Source organism: Terriglobus roseus DSM 18391 (assembly GCF_000265425.1).
Classification (GTDB): Bacteria; Acidobacteriota; Terriglobia; order Terriglobales; family Acidobacteriaceae; genus Terriglobus; species Terriglobus roseus.
In genome coordinates, this window is sequence record NC_018014.1 from 2,127,133 (window position 1) to 2,146,170 (window position 19,038).

At 61.2% G+C, this 19,038-nt stretch carries 14 protein-coding genes and 2 tRNA genes; 5 read left to right on the plus strand and 11 right to left on the minus strand.

What is annotated here, in order from left to right; all coding sequences use genetic code 11:
* Window positions 1–19 precede the first annotated feature (19 nt).
* From TERRO_RS08820 to TERRO_RS08845, 6 genes are all read right to left on the minus strand, one after another.
* A tRNA-Cys gene (locus TERRO_RS08820) sits at window positions 20–94 on the minus strand.
* Between the two features lie 76 nt (window positions 95–170).
* A tRNA-Gly gene (locus TERRO_RS08825) sits at window positions 171–245 on the minus strand.
* A 150-nt stretch (window positions 246–395) separates the two neighbouring features.
* Window positions 396–2,279 (minus strand): type II secretion system protein GspD, encoded by a 1,884-nt coding sequence (locus TERRO_RS08830; RefSeq protein WP_014785653.1) that lies wholly within the window; start codon window positions 2,277–2,279, stop codon window positions 396–398.
* 35 nt (window positions 2,280–2,314) lie between these two features.
* Window positions 2,315–2,605, minus strand: coding sequence for a helix-turn-helix domain-containing protein (locus tag TERRO_RS08835; protein WP_014785654.1), 291 nt, complete (start codon window positions 2,603–2,605; stop codon window positions 2,315–2,317).
* Between the two features lie 11 nt (window positions 2,606–2,616).
* On the minus strand, window positions 2,617–3,219 hold the full coding sequence (locus TERRO_RS08840; protein ID WP_014785655.1) for a CvpA family protein: 603 nt from the start codon (window positions 3,217–3,219) through the stop codon (window positions 2,617–2,619).
* 5 nt (window positions 3,220–3,224) lie between these two features.
* Window positions 3,225–4,118 carry a phosphoribosylaminoimidazolesuccinocarboxamide synthase gene (locus TERRO_RS08845; RefSeq protein WP_014785656.1) on the minus strand — a complete coding sequence of 298 codons (894 nt, stop codon included), beginning with the start codon at window positions 4,116–4,118 and terminating at the stop codon, window positions 3,225–3,227.
* A gap of 176 nt (window positions 4,119–4,294) precedes the next feature.
* On the opposite strand from TERRO_RS08845, the gene fucP reads away from it, so the two are divergent.
* Window positions 4,295–5,620, plus strand: coding sequence for an L-fucose:H+ symporter permease (fucP, locus tag TERRO_RS08850; RefSeq protein ID WP_014785657.1), 1,326 nt, complete (start codon window positions 4,295–4,297; stop codon window positions 5,618–5,620).
* A 648-nt stretch (window positions 5,621–6,268) separates the two neighbouring features.
* Here the strand turns inward: fucP and smc are convergent.
* Entirely contained in the window at window positions 6,269–10,141 is a 3,873-nt protein-coding gene (gene smc / locus TERRO_RS08855) for a chromosome segregation protein SMC (RefSeq protein WP_014785659.1), read from the minus strand.
* Between the two features lie 456 nt (window positions 10,142–10,597).
* Between smc and TERRO_RS08860 the strand changes: the two genes are divergently transcribed.
* On the plus strand, window positions 10,598–11,932 hold the full coding sequence (locus TERRO_RS08860) for a hypothetical protein (protein ID WP_014785660.1): 1,335 nt from the start codon (window positions 10,598–10,600) through the stop codon (window positions 11,930–11,932).
* 72 nt (window positions 11,933–12,004) lie between these two features.
* Window positions 12,005–12,361: a hypothetical protein gene (locus TERRO_RS08865; protein ID WP_014785661.1), complete on the plus strand. Its 357-nt coding sequence runs from the start codon at window positions 12,005–12,007 to the stop codon at window positions 12,359–12,361.
* A gap of 3 nt (window positions 12,362–12,364) precedes the next feature.
* On the opposite strand, the gene TERRO_RS08870 is transcribed toward TERRO_RS08865, so the two are convergent.
* The 3 genes from TERRO_RS08870 to purB form a co-directional block, all read right to left on the minus strand.
* Window positions 12,365–13,159 carry a TIGR00282 family metallophosphoesterase gene (locus tag TERRO_RS08870; RefSeq protein WP_041592523.1) on the minus strand — a complete coding sequence of 265 codons (795 nt, stop codon included), beginning with the start codon at window positions 13,157–13,159 and terminating at the stop codon, window positions 12,365–12,367.
* A gap of 588 nt (window positions 13,160–13,747) precedes the next feature.
* On the minus strand, window positions 13,748–14,332 hold the full coding sequence (locus tag TERRO_RS08875) for a YkgJ family cysteine cluster protein (RefSeq protein ID WP_014785663.1): 585 nt from the start codon (window positions 14,330–14,332) through the stop codon (window positions 13,748–13,750).
* A 92-nt stretch (window positions 14,333–14,424) separates the two neighbouring features.
* Window positions 14,425–15,744 (minus strand): adenylosuccinate lyase, encoded by a 1,320-nt coding sequence (gene purB / locus TERRO_RS08880; RefSeq protein ID WP_014785664.1) that lies wholly within the window; start codon window positions 15,742–15,744, stop codon window positions 14,425–14,427.
* Between the two features lie 65 nt (window positions 15,745–15,809).
* Here purB and TERRO_RS23095 point away from each other — a divergent pair, with 65 nt between their 5' ends.
* Together TERRO_RS23095 and TERRO_RS08890 are read left to right on the plus strand one after the other, a co-directional pair.
* Window positions 15,810–16,988, plus strand: a complete 1,179-nt coding sequence (locus tag TERRO_RS23095; RefSeq protein WP_157178300.1) for a tetratricopeptide repeat protein — start codon at window positions 15,810–15,812, stop codon at window positions 16,986–16,988.
* Window positions 16,985–18,721 (plus strand): chloride channel protein, encoded by a 1,737-nt coding sequence (locus TERRO_RS08890; RefSeq protein ID WP_014785666.1) that lies wholly within the window; start codon window positions 16,985–16,987, stop codon window positions 18,719–18,721. The genes TERRO_RS23095 and TERRO_RS08890 overlap by 4 nt, the downstream gene beginning before the upstream one ends.
* A 59-nt stretch (window positions 18,722–18,780) precedes the next feature.
* On the opposite strand, the gene TERRO_RS08895 is transcribed toward TERRO_RS08890, so the two are convergent.
* The gene (locus TERRO_RS08895; protein WP_014785667.1) at window positions 18,781–19,038 is read right to left on the minus strand and encodes a glutaredoxin family protein; all 258 of its coding nucleotides are present in this window, start codon (window positions 19,036–19,038) and stop codon (window positions 18,781–18,783) included.

Below are 19,038 nucleotides of genomic sequence, written 5' to 3' on the forward strand. Positions count from 1 at the left end.
AACTTAGATCAGAGGGGTTTGGAGGCGCGGGTCGGGATCGAACCGACGCATAAAGGTTTTGCAGACCTCTCCCTTACCACTTGGGTACCGCGCCACTTGCGCATCCGGGGGTGAACGCACATTCTTCAGAAAGCCGGCTGAAGCAGTTCAGGAAGGGAAAAAGGCTTTATTGGAGCGGGAGACGGGATTTGAACCCGCGACATCTTCCTTGGCAAGGAAGCACTCTACCACTGAGCTACTCCCGCTCAACAAGATTAAGTATATCCAGCCTTCGCACTAAGGTCAACGTTAGCTCGCAACTAAGAAATCACCAGTGTTTACGCAGTCTTTTGAAGCTCGCTCAAACACCCATGTGGAAGACTTTCCACCAGCGATTGCCTGACATCACAGTCGCATTACTCGTCGTCAGGACGCGGAGGCAGCGCGATGTAAGGTCCGGTGGGGCTCCGGTGTCCCAACCGCACGATGTGCGGCGTCAGCATCAACACAAGGTCGCCGGTGCTGCGGGTGCCATTGCGATTGGTGCCTCCTTGGAAGCCCGGCAGCTCGCTCAGTCCGGGCACCCCCGTCACCGCTGTCGTCTCGTTCTGAGTCGTGTCGCTGACCATCAGCGCCGTATCGCCATCGGCCATCGTCAGGTCCGACGAAAACTGCCGGCTCGACAGGATCGGGATCCCATTCAGCGCGGCACCCGACAGCGCACTTACCTTGATCTCAAGGTGCATGCTCACATCGCCCGTACGCAGGATGCGCGGCACCGCAGTGATCACCAGCCCCAGGTCCTCGTACTGAAACTGCGGAATAATTCCATTGCTCCCGCTCGAGTTCGTTCCCAGGTACTGCGACAGCAGGCTCGACAGGCTGACGCCATTCACCGTGGTGTTACCCAGCGCACTCGACGCGTTCGAAGCGATATCGCTGAAGAGCGAAGTCTGGATCGGATACCGCGTGCCCGCCTTGAAGATAATCGTCTGCCGGTCGCTCCCACGCAGCTGCACATCCTCCAGCGACCGCGCATCGCTCTGATTCAATGCCAGGTTGATCGTAGGAATATTGCCCGCAGACAGCACACCGGTCGTCGCGCCACCGCCAAAGATCAAAAAGCTGTTCGACAGCAGGGAACTCGTCCCGCCCACACCCGCCACAAACACCAGGTAGGCCGCCAGCTCATACACACTCGTCGTCGACGGAATCACACCGCTCGCAATCAACTGCGTAATCAGCGACTGGTTCGCCGAAACAATACTCTGCGCCTGCGAAGCCAGGCTGAACGCATTCAGCGACGACGGCAGCACAACGCCCAGGTTCTGCGTCCGCGATTTCTCGATCGCATAAAGCTTCATGTCGATCACGACATCGCTTCCGCCCGTCATCAGGTCTGCAAAAATCTTGTCCGCAGCATCCACCAGATCCGCCGGACCGCGCACCACCAGCGATCCATCGCCCGGCTTCACGCTGACCTGCTTCAGCGTCAGCACGTTCTGCGCAATGCTGACAAAATCCTTCAACTGATCAGCAGTGAACGCCGGCAGGTAATACACCGCCTCCACCAGGCGCTCATACCGTTGCCGATTCGCCACCGTATCCATCGCAAACAGCAGCGTATGTTCATCCAGCGGTACCGACATCATGTTCGTCAGCACGCTGAAGACACTCATCACTTCGTCATAGCTCGCATCATCCACATCGATGCGGTACGACTTCGTCGGCACCTCGGTATCGAGTACGGCCTTCAGGCCATAGTCCGCAGCAATGTGCGATGCAAGCGTGCGGATGTCACTGCGTTCGTGGTAACTGTGCCGGGTGTTCGTGTGCAGCAGCACCACGCCACCCACCACCTCCATCTTTCGCACCGGCTTGATCGCAGTAGGCCCATCGTGCTGCGTCACGCGCGGATTGTCCCGATCCAGCGCTCGCGCCTGTCCCACCAGCGCATCCGCCGCGGCAGCATCTCTCGGCCGAGTCGCCGCCGCCTGCTGCAGCAGGTTCGTCACACGATGCTCGCGCGACAACACCAGCGCCTGCACATACTCCGGACGCGACGGATCCACCACAATGGCCCGCGCAAAATCCTTCTCAGCCGGCAGAAATTCTGCCTTGCTCAGGTGCTTCGCGCCGGAAAGATAAGCATCTTCCGCCCTCGCACGCTGCTTCGCAGAAAGGGGAGTCAGAGGTTTCGGGGTGGGCGCAGCAGTTTGTGCCTGGGCTAGCGGCGACAGCAACAGCGCGGCGATGCAGCCCAGCGAAACTCCGCGGCGATGGGGAAGAGATGCAGTCATGCCTGCAGCATTAGACGGTCGAGTGACCACAACCTCTAACGGACGCGTGCAATCGTCTGCAGCCGTGGCGTCCCTGCAGCGCGATCGCTACGCGCAGGCCGCTTCAGACCGCTGCGGATCTGTGCCGTGTCCATGTCCAGCTCGGCCAGCGTACGGCTCAGCGTGTTCCGGTGCATGCCCAGCTCTTCCGCGCTCTTGCATTGATTGCCGCGATGATTCACCAGCACCTGCAGAAGATACCGCCGCTTGAACTCGCGCACGGCCTCTTCGTAAGAAATGCCGTCTGCATGCATCTGCGCCACCAGGATGTCCAATTCCCGCTTCACTCGTACTCACCTCAGTCTGATGGCGTCGTGCGTTTTCCGATGGGCGCAAGCTCACCGGCGGCGCTCCTGGCATGGTTCCACCAGTCGCTTGCCGGGAGTCGTTTCCCAAAGTCACGCGGCACAACGAAGGATATCCCATGCGCGGCCGGAAGCAAATAGGGCAAAAGTACTGAATCTTTCGCAGCCCTGAAATCATGTAGAAACGGCCCAAATGGCAGCACCAGCGACGCCAGCAGCAATACTCCACGAACAAAACCGAAGCAAGCGCCGCCCAGCCGATCCAGAAAACCAAGCCCCACCGCCCCGGCGGCCCCGCTCAGCACCCGTCCCAGCAACGCTGCCAGCACGTACACTCCCGCCAGGATCAGCACGAACGCGACGATCTCCGCAAAGGCAAAAGGCGTCACCCACCGCGCCAGGTACGCCGCACCCTTGGGTGCATACCAGCACGCAGCCAGGATGCCCGCCAGCAGCCCCGCCAGCGACACCACCGAACGAATCAGGCCACGCATAAACGCCGTCACAACTGAGATGGCGAGCACCAGCGCAATCGTCCAGTCCAGTGGATTCATGCCGTTCAGGCCGATCGTGACACCGTGCAGGGTATTGTTCAAGACAGTTACTCCGGCAACTCTTGCTTGCCCGTCAGCAGCGTGAACGCCTGCAGATACTTCGCACGCGTCTCCTCCACCACCTCATCCGGCAGCGCAGGTGCAGGCAACTGCTTGTTCCACTGGATCCGCTCCAGGTAATCCCGCACAAACTGCTTGTCGAACGACGGCTGAGCACCACCCGGCGCATACCCGCTCGCCAGCCAGTAACGCGACGAATCCGGTGTCAGCACCTCATCCGCCAGCACTAGCAGGTCGCCGCCGTCCTTCGACGGCACAAACCCAAATTCGAACTTCGTATCCGCCAGGATCAGGCCCTTGCTCTCGGCATACTTCGATGCCGCGCCATAGATCGCCAGCGTCAACGACCGCAGCCGCTCCGCCAGCTCCGGCCCCACAGCATCGACCACATGGTCGAACCCGACATTCTCGTCGTGGCCCGTATGATTCTTCGCCGCCGGCGTAAAAATCGGCTCCGGCAGGCGATCGCTCTCGCGCAGGCCGCTCGGCAACGCAATGCCGCACACCGCGCCGGTCTGCTGGTAATCCTTCCAGCCCGACCCCGAAAGATACCCTCGCGCCACGCACTCCACCTGAACCATGCGAGCGCGCTGCACGATCATGCTGCGGCCGCGCAACGCATCGCTGTACACCTGCAGATCGGCAGGGTAGTCCCGCACATCCGCCGTGATCAGGTGGTTCGGCACCAGGTTGCGCAGATAGTCAAACCAGAACAGCGACAACTGCGTCAGCACCTTGCCCTTGTCAGGCACCAGGCTTCCCAGCACATGGTCAAAGGCAGAGATGCGGTCGCTCGCTACAAACAGCAATCGGTCAGTGCCAACCTCGTACAGGTCGCGCACCTTTCCGGTCAGAATCGGTTTCAGGTCGCCAAGGATCATCCCTCTGATTTCACCACTTTTTACGGGACACGTGCGGACTCATGCGACAAGGCATCGGTTCGGTTACCGGCGTACACCGCATCCACGCAGAAATCTTGCACCTCCAACCGCCGTCATGCGATAGCCTGACGTTCTGCATATTGGCGCGATTTCACCCAGCCGCTTGAAGGAGTAGCATGCACGGTCCCCCCGTAGCCACCACCCGGCACGCCGTACACGAGGCGCCCGACCTGAACACACCCCTGTTCAGCCCAAGTCACCGCACCGCTTTTTTTGTCGTGACGGCGCTCTTCTTCCTCTGGGCGCTCCCGAACAACCTGAACGACGTGCTCATCCGGCAGTTCATGAAGGCCTTCCAGCTCTCGCGCCTGCAGGGCGGCCTGGTGCAATCCGCGTTCTACTTCGGATACTTCTGCATCTCCATGCCGGCCGCCTACGTGCTTCGCCGCTGGGGATACCGCGTTGGCCTCGTCACCGGCGTCCTGCTCTACGGCGTGGGCTGCCTCTTGTTCTGGCCGGCCGCACTCGCCAACCAGTACAGCTTCTTCCTCATCGCTCTCTTCGTCATCGCTGCAGGTCTGGCGTTTCTTGAGACGGGTGGAGCGTCCTTCATCACGCTTCTCGGCGACCCATCCACCTCGGAACGCCGACTGAACTTCGCGCAGGCCTTTAATCCACCGGGAACCATCGCCGGCGCCCTCATCGGCACCGTCTTCATCTTCTCCGGCATCGAACCCAGCGCCACAGAGACCGCGCAGATGAAGGCCGCAGGAACCTACGCAGCCTTTCTGCACCGCGAAACACTCCGCGTCACCACGCCCTACCTCGTCCTCGCGCTCGTCGTCTTTCTCTTCGCCATCCTGCTCATGCGCGTGAAATTCCCCGCGCGAACACTCAGCCAGGACCAGTTCCCGTTTGAAGAGCGCGGCACAACGGCCAGTCTCATCCACGTGCCGCACTTCGTCTGGGCCGTCATCTCGCAGTTCTTCTACGTAGGCGCCCAGGTAGCTTCCTGGAGCTTCCTCATCCAGTACGCGCACGACTACGCACACCAGCCGGAAAAGATCGCAGGCTACTTCCTCAGCGGCAGCCTCGCCATCTTCTCCGTAGGCCGCTTCGCCGCAACTGCGCTTATGAAGTACGTCCGCCCCAACGTGCTCATGGGCATCTTCGCCCTGATCAACGTGGCGCTGCTGGTACTCGTGATCCTCTTCCCGGGCTGGGTAGGACTCTGGGCACTCATGTTCACCAGCTTCTTCATGTCGCTCATGTACCCCACCAACTTCGCACTCGGCCTGAAGGGACTAGGCGCAAACACCACGCTCGGAGCCAGTGTCCTCGTCATGGCCATCATCGGCGGAGCAGTCGCAACACCAGTCGTCGGATGGGTCGCAGAACAGACCGGCAGCATGGCCATGTCCTTCATCGTCCCGCTACTCTGCTACCTCGTAGTCGCATACTTCGCGTTCATAGGATCGAAGGTGCGCACGCAGGTCTCATAGTGGTCGTGCTCCCGTAACGGTGTACTTACCGACTACGGTCGTGCCGACCCATGACGGGCGCTAAGTTCCGATAACGCCCATGCTTCTGTCTCGGGCCATCGAACTTAGCGCCAAAGGCGCGACCAGATCTTAGCCTAGGGCAACGCCCTGGGCTAATGGCCCCTTCCTCTCCCGAGATCCAACGGCCCGACCCGTAAATCGCATCTCGAGTCCTCGGGTATAACAACCGCTCCGTACCTGGTGCGTATCGACATACGGTGGGCTCTAACCGCTGGGGGATATTGCGGGCTGTAGGCCCGCGACTTCCCAGCACAAGGCAACGCTCTGGGTACAGCACAAGCGATGTCCCTTGGCGGGCAGAAGGCCCGCGACTTCCCAGCCCAGGGCAACGCCCTGGGTACAGTACAAGCGATGTCCCAGGGCGGGCTGAAGGCCCGCGACTTCCCAGCCCAGGGCAACGCCCTGGGTATGGTTACAACGCAAATCCCATGCGGGCTGAAGGCCCGCGACAAAATGTAGAGAATTCGGAGACCACTCGCGCGGGACTTGACTTCAGCGGGCTAAAGCCGGTCGACGCGATGATTCCCGGGCCGCAAACGCAACAAAGCCCAGCGCTCGCTGGGCTTTGTCGTTGCATTAAAAACGAGACTACGCGACCCGCCGTGTCTCCGCCTTATTCAAATTCACACTGACAATCTTGCTCACACCAGGCTCCTGCATGGTCACGCCATAGATCACATCGGCCTCGGTCATCGTCCGCTTATGGTGAGTAATCACCACAAACTGCGTGTCCTTGCTCATCTCGTGGATCAGCCGCGCAAACCGGCCCACATTCGTCTCATCGAGCGGTGCATCGACTTCGTCCAGCACGCAGAACGGGCTCGGCTGGAACTCGAAAATACCGACCAGCAGCGACAGGGCAGTCAGCGCCTTCTCTCCGCCCGACAGCAACAGAACGTTCTGCATCTTCTTGCCCGGCGGCGATGCCACCAGGTCGATGCCGCTCTCGGCCGAGTTCGACTCGTCCGTCAGCTTCATCGTCGCCTGTCCGCCACCGAACAGCTTCACAAACGTCTCGGAGAAGTTCTTGTTGATGATGGCGAACGCATCATCGAACTTGATCTTGCTGATCTCGTCGATCTCCTTTATTGCGCCCTGCGTATTCGAGATGGAGTCCAGCAGATCCTTGCGCTGCGTCTCCAGGAAGCTGTGACGCTGCTCCGCCTCCGCAAACTCTTCAAGCGCCATCATGTTGACCGGCCCCATCGCCTCCAGCTTGCCCTTCAGCGTCCGTGTCTCTTCGTCGGCAGCATCCAGGGCCTCTGCCGTGATCGGCTCGATCGTCGTGTCCGCACGCAGCTCTTCCGCCGGCATATTCAGGTCATTCAGCGACTGCGCCTCAAGATGCTCGATTTCGCTGCTCAGCCGCGCAATCGTCGTCTGCAACGTGCCGCGCTGTTCGCGTAGACCCTCGATCTCGGTACGCAGTGAACGCAACAGCCCATTCTTCTCGCCGATGCTCGCGCGTAATGCCGTTGCCTCTGCGCCTAGCCGTTGCGCCTCGGCCGACAGTTGCTCGCGCTGCGCAGTCAGCTCAGCCTGCTGCTCGATCAACTGCACGGTCTCTTCTTCGCGACGCGTGCGTTCCGCGGCTGCGCTGGCATTCTGACCTTCCAGGTGCAGAATGCGCTGCTGCGTCGTATTGCGCATGCGTTCGTTCTGCTCGAAGTTCGACGAAGCATTGCGGCGACGCTCTTCCAACCCTGCAAGGGCAGCCGAAGCCGCCGCCGCAGCAGCCTGCACCTCTTCCCGCTGACGACGCAGGTCTTCAATGCGCAGCAATGTATCGCTCACCCGCACATCGATTGCTTCGCGCTCCATCATCAACTGCGAAGCCTCAGCCTGCTTGCGCTCGATCAGGTCCTGCTTCTGTGCGCGAGCATCACGATTCCGCTCAGAGTGCAGCGACCAGTCCGCCAACCGCTTTTCAATACGAGCCGCCTCCGAGTCCATCTGCCGCAGCGCAGCGCCGCTGTTCGCAGCCTCACGCTCCGCCTCACGTCGCTCGTTGCCCTTGGCCTCCACCGCGTGCTGCATCTCCTGGATCTGCTTCGCCAGCGCTGCAACACCAATCTCGCTCTGCGCCAGCTCGGCCTGCACACCTTCCAGCTTCGTCTGGATCTCGCGCAACTCGCTCTTCAAAGCCAGCGGGCCGCCCGAGCGCGCCTTGCCGCCCGTCACCGTCATGTTGTGGAAGGTCTCACCGGAAGGCGACAGGAAGAACGCCTCTGGATTCTCAATCGCAAGCGTCCGTGCCGTCTCGCTATCCGGGGCAATGAACCCCTCGCGCAGCTTCGGCAGAATCACCTCGAGCGACCGTCCAAATCCATTCAGCACGCGGATGCAGTCCTTCAAAGGCCGCGCACCGCGCAGATCGCCCGCAGACCGGCTCGCCATGCCATCGCCATACTTCGGCGCCGACTCGCTATGGACCAGGAACGTAGCCCGTCCATCCACATTGCCCTTCAGCAGCCCGATACCTGCATCTGCCGAATTCCAATCCTTCACGACAATGTAGTTCAGCTCCTCTTTCAGGAACTCATCGACTACCGCTCCATGCTCGTCATCCACTTCCAGAAAATCCGCAAGCGTCCCAACCGGCGCAACACTCGTCGCAATCCCATTCGCCTTGAACAGCTTCCGAACCGTCTCGCTCGAGTAGCTGTGATCGCGAATCAGCGCCTCCAGCGAGTTCTTGCGTCCCGTTAGCGTCGCCGCCTCCGCGCGCAGATGGTCGCCACGCCGCCGCGTCTCCATCTCCTCACGCCGCTTCGCATCCAGGTCCAGCCGCAACTGCGCAATCTCGGCCTCCAGCCGCTTCAGCCGGTCCGTCACCGACTCAAACGTCATCGACACCTGGCCACGCTGCTTGCCCAGCGCCTCCAGCTCAACCTTCGCCTGCTCCGACTCCCCGATCAGCCGCTCCGCCTCACGCTCCAGCCCCGCAAGCGACTCAGCAGCCTGCGCCTCCTCACGATGCACATTGCTGATGCGCTGCATCAACTGCATCGACTGGTGCCGGCCGTTGCCCGCCTCGCGGTCCGTATTGTTCACCTGCGCCTGGGCCTCATTGGCTTCACGCTGCTTCGTCTGCGCCGTCTGCTTCGCCTCTTCCGTATCCGCGGTGGCCGTCTCCAAAAACAGCCGCAACCCATCCCGATCCGCCGACAGCGCCTCGATCTGGTGCTTCAACTGCGCCAGCTCTTCCGTGCCGCTCGCAATCCGGGCAGCCAAATCCGTCACACGATCCGTATTCGAATGAATCCGAGCAGTAGCCCGCTCCAGCTCAATCCGCGTCTCGTTGATCCGGCTCTGCGCCGCACGAGTCTCCTCATCCAGCTCATACCCGCGAGCCACACCCGCCGTATGCTCCGCATCCAGAGCCTCCAGTGACCCTGCCTGCTCATCGATCGAAGCCGTCAGCTTCGTCACCGAAGCCTCAGAGGCCGCACGATCCGCATCATGCTGCGACAACCGGCTGCGCAGCACCACGCGCAACTTCGCCCGCAACTCGTCGCGCATCTGCCCATAGCGCTCAGCCTTCGCAGCCTGCCGCTTCAAGCTGCCCATCTGCCGCGTCACTTCGTCGAAGATGTCATCCACGCGCGCCAGGTTCTGCTTCGCCGCCTCCAGCCGCAACTCCGCCAACCGCTTCTTCGTCTTGAAGCGCGTAATGCCCGCCGCCTCTTCAATGATCGACCGCCGATCCAGCGGCTTCGACGACAGCAACTGCCCAATGCGCTCCTGCCCGATAATCGCGTAGTTCTCGCCCGACAGACCCGTTCCAAAGAAGATGTCCTGGATATCCCGCAACCGGCAGATCTTGCCATTCAGCAGGTACTCCGACTCGCCCGACCGAAACAGTCGCCGAGTCACCGTGATCTCACCCGCCCGTACCGGCGCACGGTTAAACTTCCGCCGGCGAATCTTCAGTACCAGCGGATTCGGCGCCACCGTGCCAGCCTCAGCTGCGGCAAGCTCGGCCGTCGAATCGACCGGAGCATCCACCTCGATCTCCTCCGACTCCTCATCCGCAGGGATCGGGCCCGGCTGTGCCTCGGCAACCGCCGCCAGCGTAGCCTCCGCGCTCATATTGCGCTCGGCCGTCTCGTCCCAGTCGTTGATCTCCGCCGGCTTCGGCGTCACCGACCCCATGTTGATCGTCTCGCCCGCATCGCTCGCGTCATAGACATCCGGATCCACCAGCGTCAGCGACACCTCGGCCATACCGGTCGGCTTCCGGTCACGCGTGCCCGCAAAGATGACGTCTTCCATCTTTACGCCGCGCAGGCTCTTCGCACTCTGCTCGCCCAGCACCCACGTAATGGCGTCCGAGATGTTCGACTTGCCGCAACCGTTCGGTCCAACGATCGCCGCAATGCCATTGCCGCTCAGCTGCACATCCGTACGATCACAAAAGGATTTGAAGCCGAGAATCTGAACACGCTTGAGCTTGAGCAAGGAAACGAGACCTCCGCACCGTCTACCCACCCCGCCTGGGCAGGGAAGATGACGGTGTTCTTGTATGCAATCAGGCTAGTCCGCCCCAGAAGCGGAATCAAGCGGGATACCGGCCAGATATTGTGGATAAGAAGGTCCCAAACGCAAGGTGTGGGGATCGCCCCGCATCTCTCACTGCCAGGCAGCGCTTGCACCCCGCAGGTCCACCAATCCGTCTATGCCCGCTCCCAGTCATTGGGAGCCTTCTACTTTGCCGCTCGTCCGCATCGCTACTTGCTGCGATAATCGGTCGTGAACCGTCCAATAAACGTAGAAATTGGGTGCTGGCGCATCGCAGGTTTTGCGGTGGAGCTACACCTGATACATTGCTTGCATCTATGAAAACCTGTGACTCGTAAACAGCACAGCGTTCTGCTCTGATTAATGAAGAGATTGAATAAGAACAGGGAGAGTTCGATGAAGAAGGCTTTTCTCGCCTCGATGCTGGCGGCCGCGTGTGTCTCCGCAACGTACGCCGTGGCACAAACACCGGTAAACACGAACAATGGGGCGGCAGCACAGGGACCACAGCTCTCGGCGGACGAGTACACGGCCTACCAGGCTGTGATCACCGCTACCGATCCGGCGGCCAAGGCCACCGCGGCTGAGGCGTTCCTGACGAAGTTCCCCCAGTCGTCCGTGAAGAGCACGGTCCTGGAGCAGCTTGTCGCCGGCTACGCCGGTTCCAACAATGTTCCCAAGACCCTCGAGTCGGCTGACAAGCTCCTCCAGGTCGACCCGAACAACATCCGCGCACTCGCGCTCGAAACCAGCCTGCTGAAGGCTCAGGGCGACTCCGCAACGGATCCCGCTGCGAAGCAGTCCGCCTACGACAAGGCAGCCGACGCTGCCAGCCGCGGCCTCAAGGCCACCAAGCCTGCCGCCGTCGCTGACGCCGACTGGGCTGCCATCCAGAAGCAGGTAACACCCTACTTCTACTCGGCCATCGGCATCGACGCTCTCACCAAGAAGGATTCCGCAGGCGCCATCGCTGCTTACACCTCTGAGCTGAAAGCAGTCGACGTTGCAGCAACCACGCAGCCCGGCCCCGTCCTTCAGGACACCTACTTCCTCGGCCAGGCCTACTACACCTCCACGCCTCCCGACTACCTGAACTGCACGTACTTCGCAACGCGCACGGCCATCTACGCGCCCGAGCAGTTCAAGTCCACCTTCCAGCCCCTCGCGACCTACTGCTATAAGAAGTTCCACGGCGCAGAAGATGGTTACGACGCAGTCAAGGCAGTCGCAAAGGACAACCTCTTTCCGCCCGCAGATTTTGCGACCAGCGTAAAGCCGGCTCCGACCCCGGCAGACCAGGCAACAACGGTCTTCGAGGCGGACAAGAAGGAAGATCCGACGCTGACGAAGACCAACATCGCTGATCGCGAGTTCGTCATCACCAACGGCACCACCGAGCAGGCAGAAGCAGAGTTCGCACCCATCAAGGACAAGGAAGTGAAGCTGACCGGTAAGGTCGTCAGCATCGCGGACACCACCCTGACGCTTGCTGTCTCGGACGATGCCAAGCAGGCCAACCCCCTCGTTGCAGACGTCAGCGTAACGCTGACAGAAGCTCCGAAGGTTGCGCCCGTCGTCGGTGCAGATGTCACCGTCGTTGGCAGCATGGCCTCCTACACGCAGAAGCCCATGATGTTCACCATGACCGGTGGCACCATCGAGGGTAAGGCTGCTGCAAAGGCTCCCGCCAAGGCAGCTCCCGCACGCCGCGCTCCGGCTCGCAAGCGCTAACCCGCACCAAACAGCAACAGGGAAGAGGCAGCCTTCGGGCTGCCTCTTCTGCTTTCCTGAAATGAGGTCGTGATGCTTCCGTCGAACCGAATCACAAACGCGCTGCTCGCGGTCATCGCCGTAGCACTCACAGCCATTGCCGCGCGTCCCTACGTGCAGCCCACACCCGTCGCCGCACAGTCGTCGACCTTCGCCTCACAGGCGGGCAACGCCGATCCCATCTACGTCGAGCCAGGCGTCTACATGCTGCGTCGCCCTGAGGGTGGACAGGTCCTCGGCAAAGTCACCATCAACCTGCGCACCGGCAACGTTTGGGGCTTCCCGACAGGCACGCCGGATCCCTATCCGGTCACACCGCTCGACAGCAAGCCACAGATCTCCCACGCCATCCCGCTGGGACGGTTTGCCGTAGGCGAGGCCGACCGGTAGTCGCTACTCGCCCAGCATGACCCGCTTGATGCGATAAGCGCGACCCGTTGCGCCATCGCACTCGATCACCGCGGCGCACATCTTCGGATTCCCCTTGGCTGCTTCAAACTTCGCGGGCTGGCCCGTCAGGAACCGCTCGATCACGGCTTCCTTCTCCACGCCAATCACGGAGTCATACGGCCCGCTCATACCCACATCCGTTTGGAAGGCAGTGCCACCCGGCAGCACGCGCTCATCAGCCGTAGGAATGTGCGTATGCGTACCCAAAACGGCAGTCACGCGGCCATCCAGGTACCAGCCCATCGCCACCTTCTCGCTCGAAGCCTCCGCGTGAAAGTCCACCAGAATCACCTTCGCCTTGATCGAAGCCAGCATCTCGTCGGCCTTGCGAAAGGGATCATCATTCTGCTGCATGAAGACGCGGCCCTGCAGGTTCACCACCGCATAAGGCTGCCCCGTCGGCAACGCACTCTCGTACACACCAAACCCCGGCGTCTTCGGCGCAAAGTTTGCAGGACGCAGGATGCGCCGGGGGCGACCGTGAGAGTCAGCGGGAACCTTCAGGTAATCCAGCAACTCCTTCTTATCCCAGAAGTGGTTTCCGGTCGTAATAACATCCGCGCCCAGGTCAAAGATGTCATCCGCAATCGAAGGCGTAATGCCAAAGCCACCCGCGGCATTCTCACCATTAATTACACAAAGATCGATGGCGTTGGACTCAAGAACATGGCCGATATGCTCCGCAACAATGCGACGGCCGGCCGAACCAAAGATGTCGCCGACAAAAAGAATATTCACCGCTCTAGGGTACCAACACCCCAGCAAACAATCACCGACGTGGAGAGATCCACTCCAGCACATCCCACAACAAAGGACCGGCACAGAGACCGGGTGCCCCATTCTTTGCGAAGCAAAGGGTGGGTTATCGCGCGAAAGCGCGACCAGCGTACCTGAGTCCAACTCGCCCGCGCCGGGACCAAGTCAACCCTGTAAAAACCCACAAAACCGGGTGCCCCATTCTTTGCGAAGCAAAGGGTGGGTTATCGCGCGAAAGCGCGACCAACGTACCTGAGTCCAACTCGCCCGCGCTGGGACCAAGTCAACCCTGTAAGAACCCACAAAACCGGGTGCCCCATTCTTTGCGAAGCAAAGGGTGGGTTATCGCGCGAAAGCGCGACAGCAGTGAGCATCACCCTGCAGGCCTGAAAGACACCGCACAAACAAAGGCTTTCGCCGCGGTCCAAAAAACAGCGCCGCTTACAAGTCGTAAATCGCCTTTTGAGGCGGGCTGAAGGCCCGCGACTTCCTAGCCCAGGGCGAAGCCCTGGGTCACCACCGGCAACAAAGCAGGCGGGCTGAAGGCCCGCGACAAAATCCCAAACCTTCTCAGACACCCAACAAAGCAAAAGCAACAACGGTAGTCCCAGACAAACCCGTCTCGAAATCCAACCGCGCCTCAAGATCCGGATCCGGCAAATGCAACTCCGCCGCCGCGACCGCCTCCTCGGGCGCTCCAACAAAACAAAGCTCGCAAACGCCAAACCCCTCGTCCCCCGTCCGCACCGGCGGACCAAACGTCCGGCACGTCATCGGACGGTGCGCATACAGATCGCAAGTCCCCGTCACTGGATCCAGAACAGGGCACACCTCGTCATCCGCAAAGTCCTCGAACCGTTCCAGCGAATCGTCATCCTCGAAAAGCAAGCCTGTATCAGTGTCACCAGGAAATCCCGGCGAAAGCCGCGCGACACTCTCACGCACACGATCGCGAATCAACCCAGCCTTCTCATCGCCAAGCAAACGCAACCCCTCGCGAAGGCGTTCCGCATCCAGAGGCCCAATCCGGAACACACCCGAGCAGCACTGATTGCACCCCGGCCGGCAGGCCAGCCAATGCCCACTACGCACCGCCGCATCCGCCAGCGCGGCGTCCATAATCTGCACGAGTTCGCGATCACCCTGAGGAAGCATCGTGACTGAAGACTAACAAGCCCGCCCCAGGACCGGGTGCCCCACTCATGCGCGCACCATGCGCATGAGTGGGACTTCGCGCGAAGCGCGACCTACTTCCCCTGCAACTCCGACAAAGGCTTCCCAAAAACCCGCTCAAAAATCGCCGGAACATTCTCCAACCGCCGGTTCACATCGAAAGCCCGCACAATCCGCTCAGGCGCCAGCAGTGCCGTAATCTGCGCATCCGCCGCAACCAGCTCCTTGAACACCAGGTCTTCCTTCCACGCCTTCATCGCCAGCGTCTGCACGGTTTTGTAAGCATCCTCACGAGACATGCCGGCCTCCGCCAGGTCCAGCAGCAACTGCCCGCTGAACACCAGTCCACCCGTCAGGTTCAGGTTCTTCAGCATCCGCTCCGGATACACCATCAGCTTGTCGATCAGGTTCGTCGTCTTCGACAGCATGTAGTCCGCCAGCGTCGTCGTATCCGGCAGAATCACCCGCTCTGCGGAAGAGTGCGAGATATCCCGCTCATGCCACAAAGCCACATCTTCAAGTGCCACTTGAGAGTTCGCGCGCATCACGCGAGCCAGGCCACAGATGTTCTCGCACGTAATCGGATTACGCTTGTGCGGCATCGCGCTCGAACCCTTCTGCTTCTCGCTGAAGAACTCCTCCGCCTCGCGAACCTCTGTACGCTGCAGGTGACGAACCTCCGTCGCAATCCGGTCCAGCGAAGAAGCCATCACCGACAGTGCGCCGATGTAAGCCGCATGCCGATCCCGCTGCAGAACCTGCGTGCTGACCAGCGCCGTATCCAGGCCCAGGCGCGTGCAGATCTCCTCTTCCAGCGCAGGCGTCACGGTGCCATAGCTGCCCACCGCGCCCGAAAGCTTGCCAACGTTCATGCCGGCCGCAGCCGCGTCAAAACGGACGATGTTGCGCTGGCACTCGGTGTACCAGAGCAGCAGCTTCAGCCCGAACGTCGTCGGTTCCGCATGCACGCCATGGGTACGTCCAATGCAAGGCGTCAAGGCGAACTCAATGGCGCGACGCTTCAACACAACCGACAGTGCAACCAGTCCCTCACGGATGATGCTGGACGCCTCACGCAGCAGCAGCGCCTGCGCGGTGTCCACCACGTCTGTCGACGTCAGGCCAAAGTGCAGCCAGCGTGCCTCGGGTCCAACCTTCTCAGCAACAGCGGTCGTGAAGGCGATCACGTCATGACGCGTCTGCTGCTCAATCTCAAGAATGCGCGCAATGTCGAAGTCGCCGCGCGTGCGGATCGCCTTAGCGGCGTCCTGCGGCACAATGCCGGCATCGGCAAGCACTTCGCTGGCGGTGGCTTCCACTTCAAGCCATGCGCGGAACTTCGACTCGTCGGACCATAGCGTGCGCATGGCTGGGCGTGTATAGCGATCGATCAATGTGGCGTCTCCAGAAGGTCGCGCACAGCAGGGAAAGCAGCAGTGACGCGGTAGACTTAAGTCTAATGGAAGCTGGAAGTAAACAAGCCGCAGCGCCACTGCCGCCGACACCGGCGCAGGCATCCCGGCGCCGGCTTATGATCCGCGACGGCCTCAAGTTCCTCACTCTGACGCTCGTAGCAGTCGTTCTCAGCGGTGTCACGACCTTTCTTTTTCGCTCCTTCGAATCGCGCCGCGAACGCCTCGCCGAACGATGGGCGCAACGCGGCCACGATGCCATGCAGCGCGGTCAATCCGAACAGGCGGTAGCAGCCCTCCGTGTCTCGCTCTCCTATCACCCCGATGACTACGAGAACCAGCTCGCCCTCGCCGAGGCCCTCGCCGCAGGCGGCCACGTCGACGAGGCCGAAAACTACTACCTGAACCTCTGGCAGTCCCGCCCAGGTGACGGGCCCATCAACCTCCAGTTGGCCCGCCTCGAGCGGACGCGCGGCCGCGACCAGCAGGCCATCGACTACTACCGCGCAGCCGTCTTCGGCACATGGGCAGGCGATGCACCAGCCAGGCGACGCGACACCCGGCTTGAACTCTCGCGTTACCTCGTCGACCGGGGTCAGCCGCTCGCAGCCCAGGCCGAGCTGCTCATCGCCGCAGGCAACAACCCGGACCCGGCAACGCAGCTCCGCATCGCGGAAGCCCTCGAAGCTGCCGGCGACACCAGCAGCGCCCTGACCGCCTACCGCAGAGCCGAAGTCGGTTCGCAACTCCATACCGCCCAGGCGCGTGCCGGCGAACTCTGCTTCCGCGCCGGCGACTACACCTGCGCCGAGGACTCCCTGGAAAAAGCTCTCCGCTCGAAGACCTGGACCGCAGAGCAGATCACCCGCCTCAACGGCATGCACGACGACGCAGCCCGGCTCCAGGAACTGGCCTTCTCCCCGGTCGTGCCACCCGCGCTCCGGTCGGCCCATCTGCTCAGCGACAGCGTCATCGCACTGAATCGATTCAAAACCTGCACAGACCCGTCCCTAATGCCCCTTCAAACGCGCTGGAAAGCGCTAAATACGCCGCAAAATCGAGCTGCGCTGCGTCACGACGATGATGTACAGCTTCAATACGCAAACCTCATCTTCGAGACCGAAATAACCGCCGCAAAGACCTGCGGCACACCCATCGGCGACGACGCTCTGCTGCTCCATCTGCAGGACCATCCCATGACCCGCATAGGAGCGCAGCAGGGATGAGCACACTGATCTCGAACGAAAAAGAAACCAGCACCGACTCCTCACCCATGCGTGAAGAGCGCCTGTTTCTCCTACTCTCCATCTTCATCGGCATCATCTCCGGCCTCGTCGTCGTGTCCTTCCGCATGGCCATCGAGTGGCTCACCGTCCTGCTCCAGGGCTCCGCGCCAGCACCACATCAACTGCGCCTGGTCATAGTCCCCGCAGTCATCGGTCTCGCGCTCGGAGTCATGATCCGCTACGTCTTTCCGGACGTGCGAGGCTCCGGCGTAAACCAGACAAAGGCCGCGCTCTACATACACAACGGCTACATCTCCACCAAGACAATGATCGGCAAGTTCCTGCTTGCCGCGCTCTCCATCGGCTCCGGTCAGTCACTCGGACCAGAGGATCCGTCGCTGCACTTCGGCGCCGGCGTGGCCTCTCGGATCGGCCGCTACATGGGCCTCTCACGCGAGCGCATGCGCCTCTTCGCACCGGTCGGCGCTGCCGCCGGCCTCGCCGCCGCATTCAACGCACCGATCTCCGCAGTACTCCTCGTCATCGAAGAAGTGATCGGTCAATGGACCGCTGCCATCCTGGGATCGATCGTGCTGTCAGCTGTCTCAGCAGTCGTGGTCGCGCGATGGTTCTGGGGACCACAGCCCATGTTCCGCATCCCGCCGGTAACGCTCCGCGATCCACGCGAGCTGCTTGCCTACGCGGTCCTGGGCGTCGTCGGCGGCTTCGCATCACTCGCACTGACTAAGGCGTTAGCTTACCTACGCCCCAGGCTGCGCAGCCAATCGGCAAACCGGCAGATGTTCATGCCCGCACTGGCCGGCCTCTTTGTCGGAGGCATCGCCTACTTCGGCGTGCCGCAGGTGCTGGGCGTCGGCTACGGCGCGATGGACGCGGCCATGCACGCGCAGTACACCATTGGCTTCCTCCTGCTGCTGGCAGGATTAAAGCTGGTCGCATCCACAGTTTCGTTCTCATCCGGCGCACCAGGCGGCCTCTTCGCAACCGCACTCTTCCTCGGCGCAATGCTCGGCTCTGTTGTGGGCACCGTGGAGCACGGCCTCTTCCCATCGCTCACCGGTTCCGTGGGATCGTATGCACTGGTCGGCATGGGCGTCTTCTTCGCGGCGTTCATCCGCGTTCCACTCACGTCGGTCTTCATGATCCTCGAGATGAGCGGCAACTACTCTGTCATCCTGCCCGTAATTCTCGCGAACACCATCGCCTATCTCATCTCGCGCTCGCTGCAGCCCGTACCCATCCTCGAGCTCTTCACCCACCAGGATGGCCTCTACCTGCCGTCCATGGAAGAGGAGCGTGAGGACTCGCAACTGCACTTCGAAGATGCTCTGAAGCCTTCGAGCGCACCAATCCTGCCGGGCGGCGAGAAGCTGAACGAACTCGCAAAGACCGTCGAGAACAACAGCGAGATCGCGCACGCCGCGGCGGTCCTCATCCAGTGCAGTGACGGCTGGTACGCAGCGACACAGACAGAGCTGCAACAAATGCTCACAAATGCTTCGGCGGACAGGGAAGGTGCTGGTGCGAAGACGTTGGAACAGAGCGTAGGCCAGGCAAGGACACCGCTGCTTTTCCCGGATCAACCGCTCGCCAATGCGCTGCCATTCTTCAAGATCTGGCCGCTCCTGCCCATCTCAAATCGCGCGATCCGTGGCGTTATCGAGGGCGTGCTGACACTCGACGATGTCCTGAAGCGCTATCAACGCAGCTAGCAAACAAAACACGAGGCATCCCGCAGGATGCCTCGTCTAATTTTGCAACTCGCGCTGCTCTAAGCCTTCGTCACGCCAAGCAGCAGGGACATCTCTTCGTACAGGAAACCCTGCCCGGGCTTATAGGGCTGTACCCACTTGCCATCGATAACAAACTGCGGAATCGCCTTCTTGCCAACGTTCTGCAGTAGAGCATCCACCGCACCGGGCGTTCTCTCGATGTCGATCTCAGTAAAGGCGATGCTGTGCTGTTGGAGGAAGCGCTTTGCGACGAAACAGTCGCGGCACCAGGAGGCTGTGTAGACCTTCAAATCCAT

What these genes read in the sequence shown, in the direction of transcription:
- TERRO_RS08830 (WP_014785653.1), bottom strand. Translation starts at nt 2,279, where the DNA reads ATGACTGCATCTCTTCCCCATCGCCGCGGAGTTTCGCTGGGCTGCATC.
- TERRO_RS08845 (WP_014785656.1), bottom strand. Translation starts at nt 4,118, where the DNA reads ATGATCCTTGGCGACCTGAAACCGATTCTGACCGGAAAGGTGCGCGAC.
- fucP (WP_014785657.1), top strand. Translation starts at nt 4,295, where the DNA reads ATGCACGGTCCCCCCGTAGCCACCACCCGGCACGCCGTACACGAGGCG.
- TERRO_RS08860 (WP_014785660.1), top strand. Translation starts at nt 10,598, where the DNA reads ATGAAGAAGGCTTTTCTCGCCTCGATGCTGGCGGCCGCGTGTGTCTCC.
- TERRO_RS08865 (WP_014785661.1), top strand. Translation starts at nt 12,005, where the DNA reads ATGCTTCCGTCGAACCGAATCACAAACGCGCTGCTCGCGGTCATCGCC.
- TERRO_RS08875 (WP_014785663.1), bottom strand. Translation starts at nt 14,332, where the DNA reads ATGCTTCCTCAGGGTGATCGCGAACTCGTGCAGATTATGGACGCCGCG.
- TERRO_RS23095 (WP_157178300.1), top strand. Translation starts at nt 15,810, where the DNA reads ATGGAAGCTGGAAGTAAACAAGCCGCAGCGCCACTGCCGCCGACACCG.
- TERRO_RS08890 (WP_014785666.1), top strand. Translation starts at nt 16,985, where the DNA reads ATGAGCACACTGATCTCGAACGAAAAAGAAACCAGCACCGACTCCTCA.
- TERRO_RS08895 (WP_014785667.1), bottom strand. Translation starts at nt 19,038, where the DNA reads ATGGATTTGAAGGTCTACACAGCCTCCTGGTGCCGCGACTGTTTCGTC.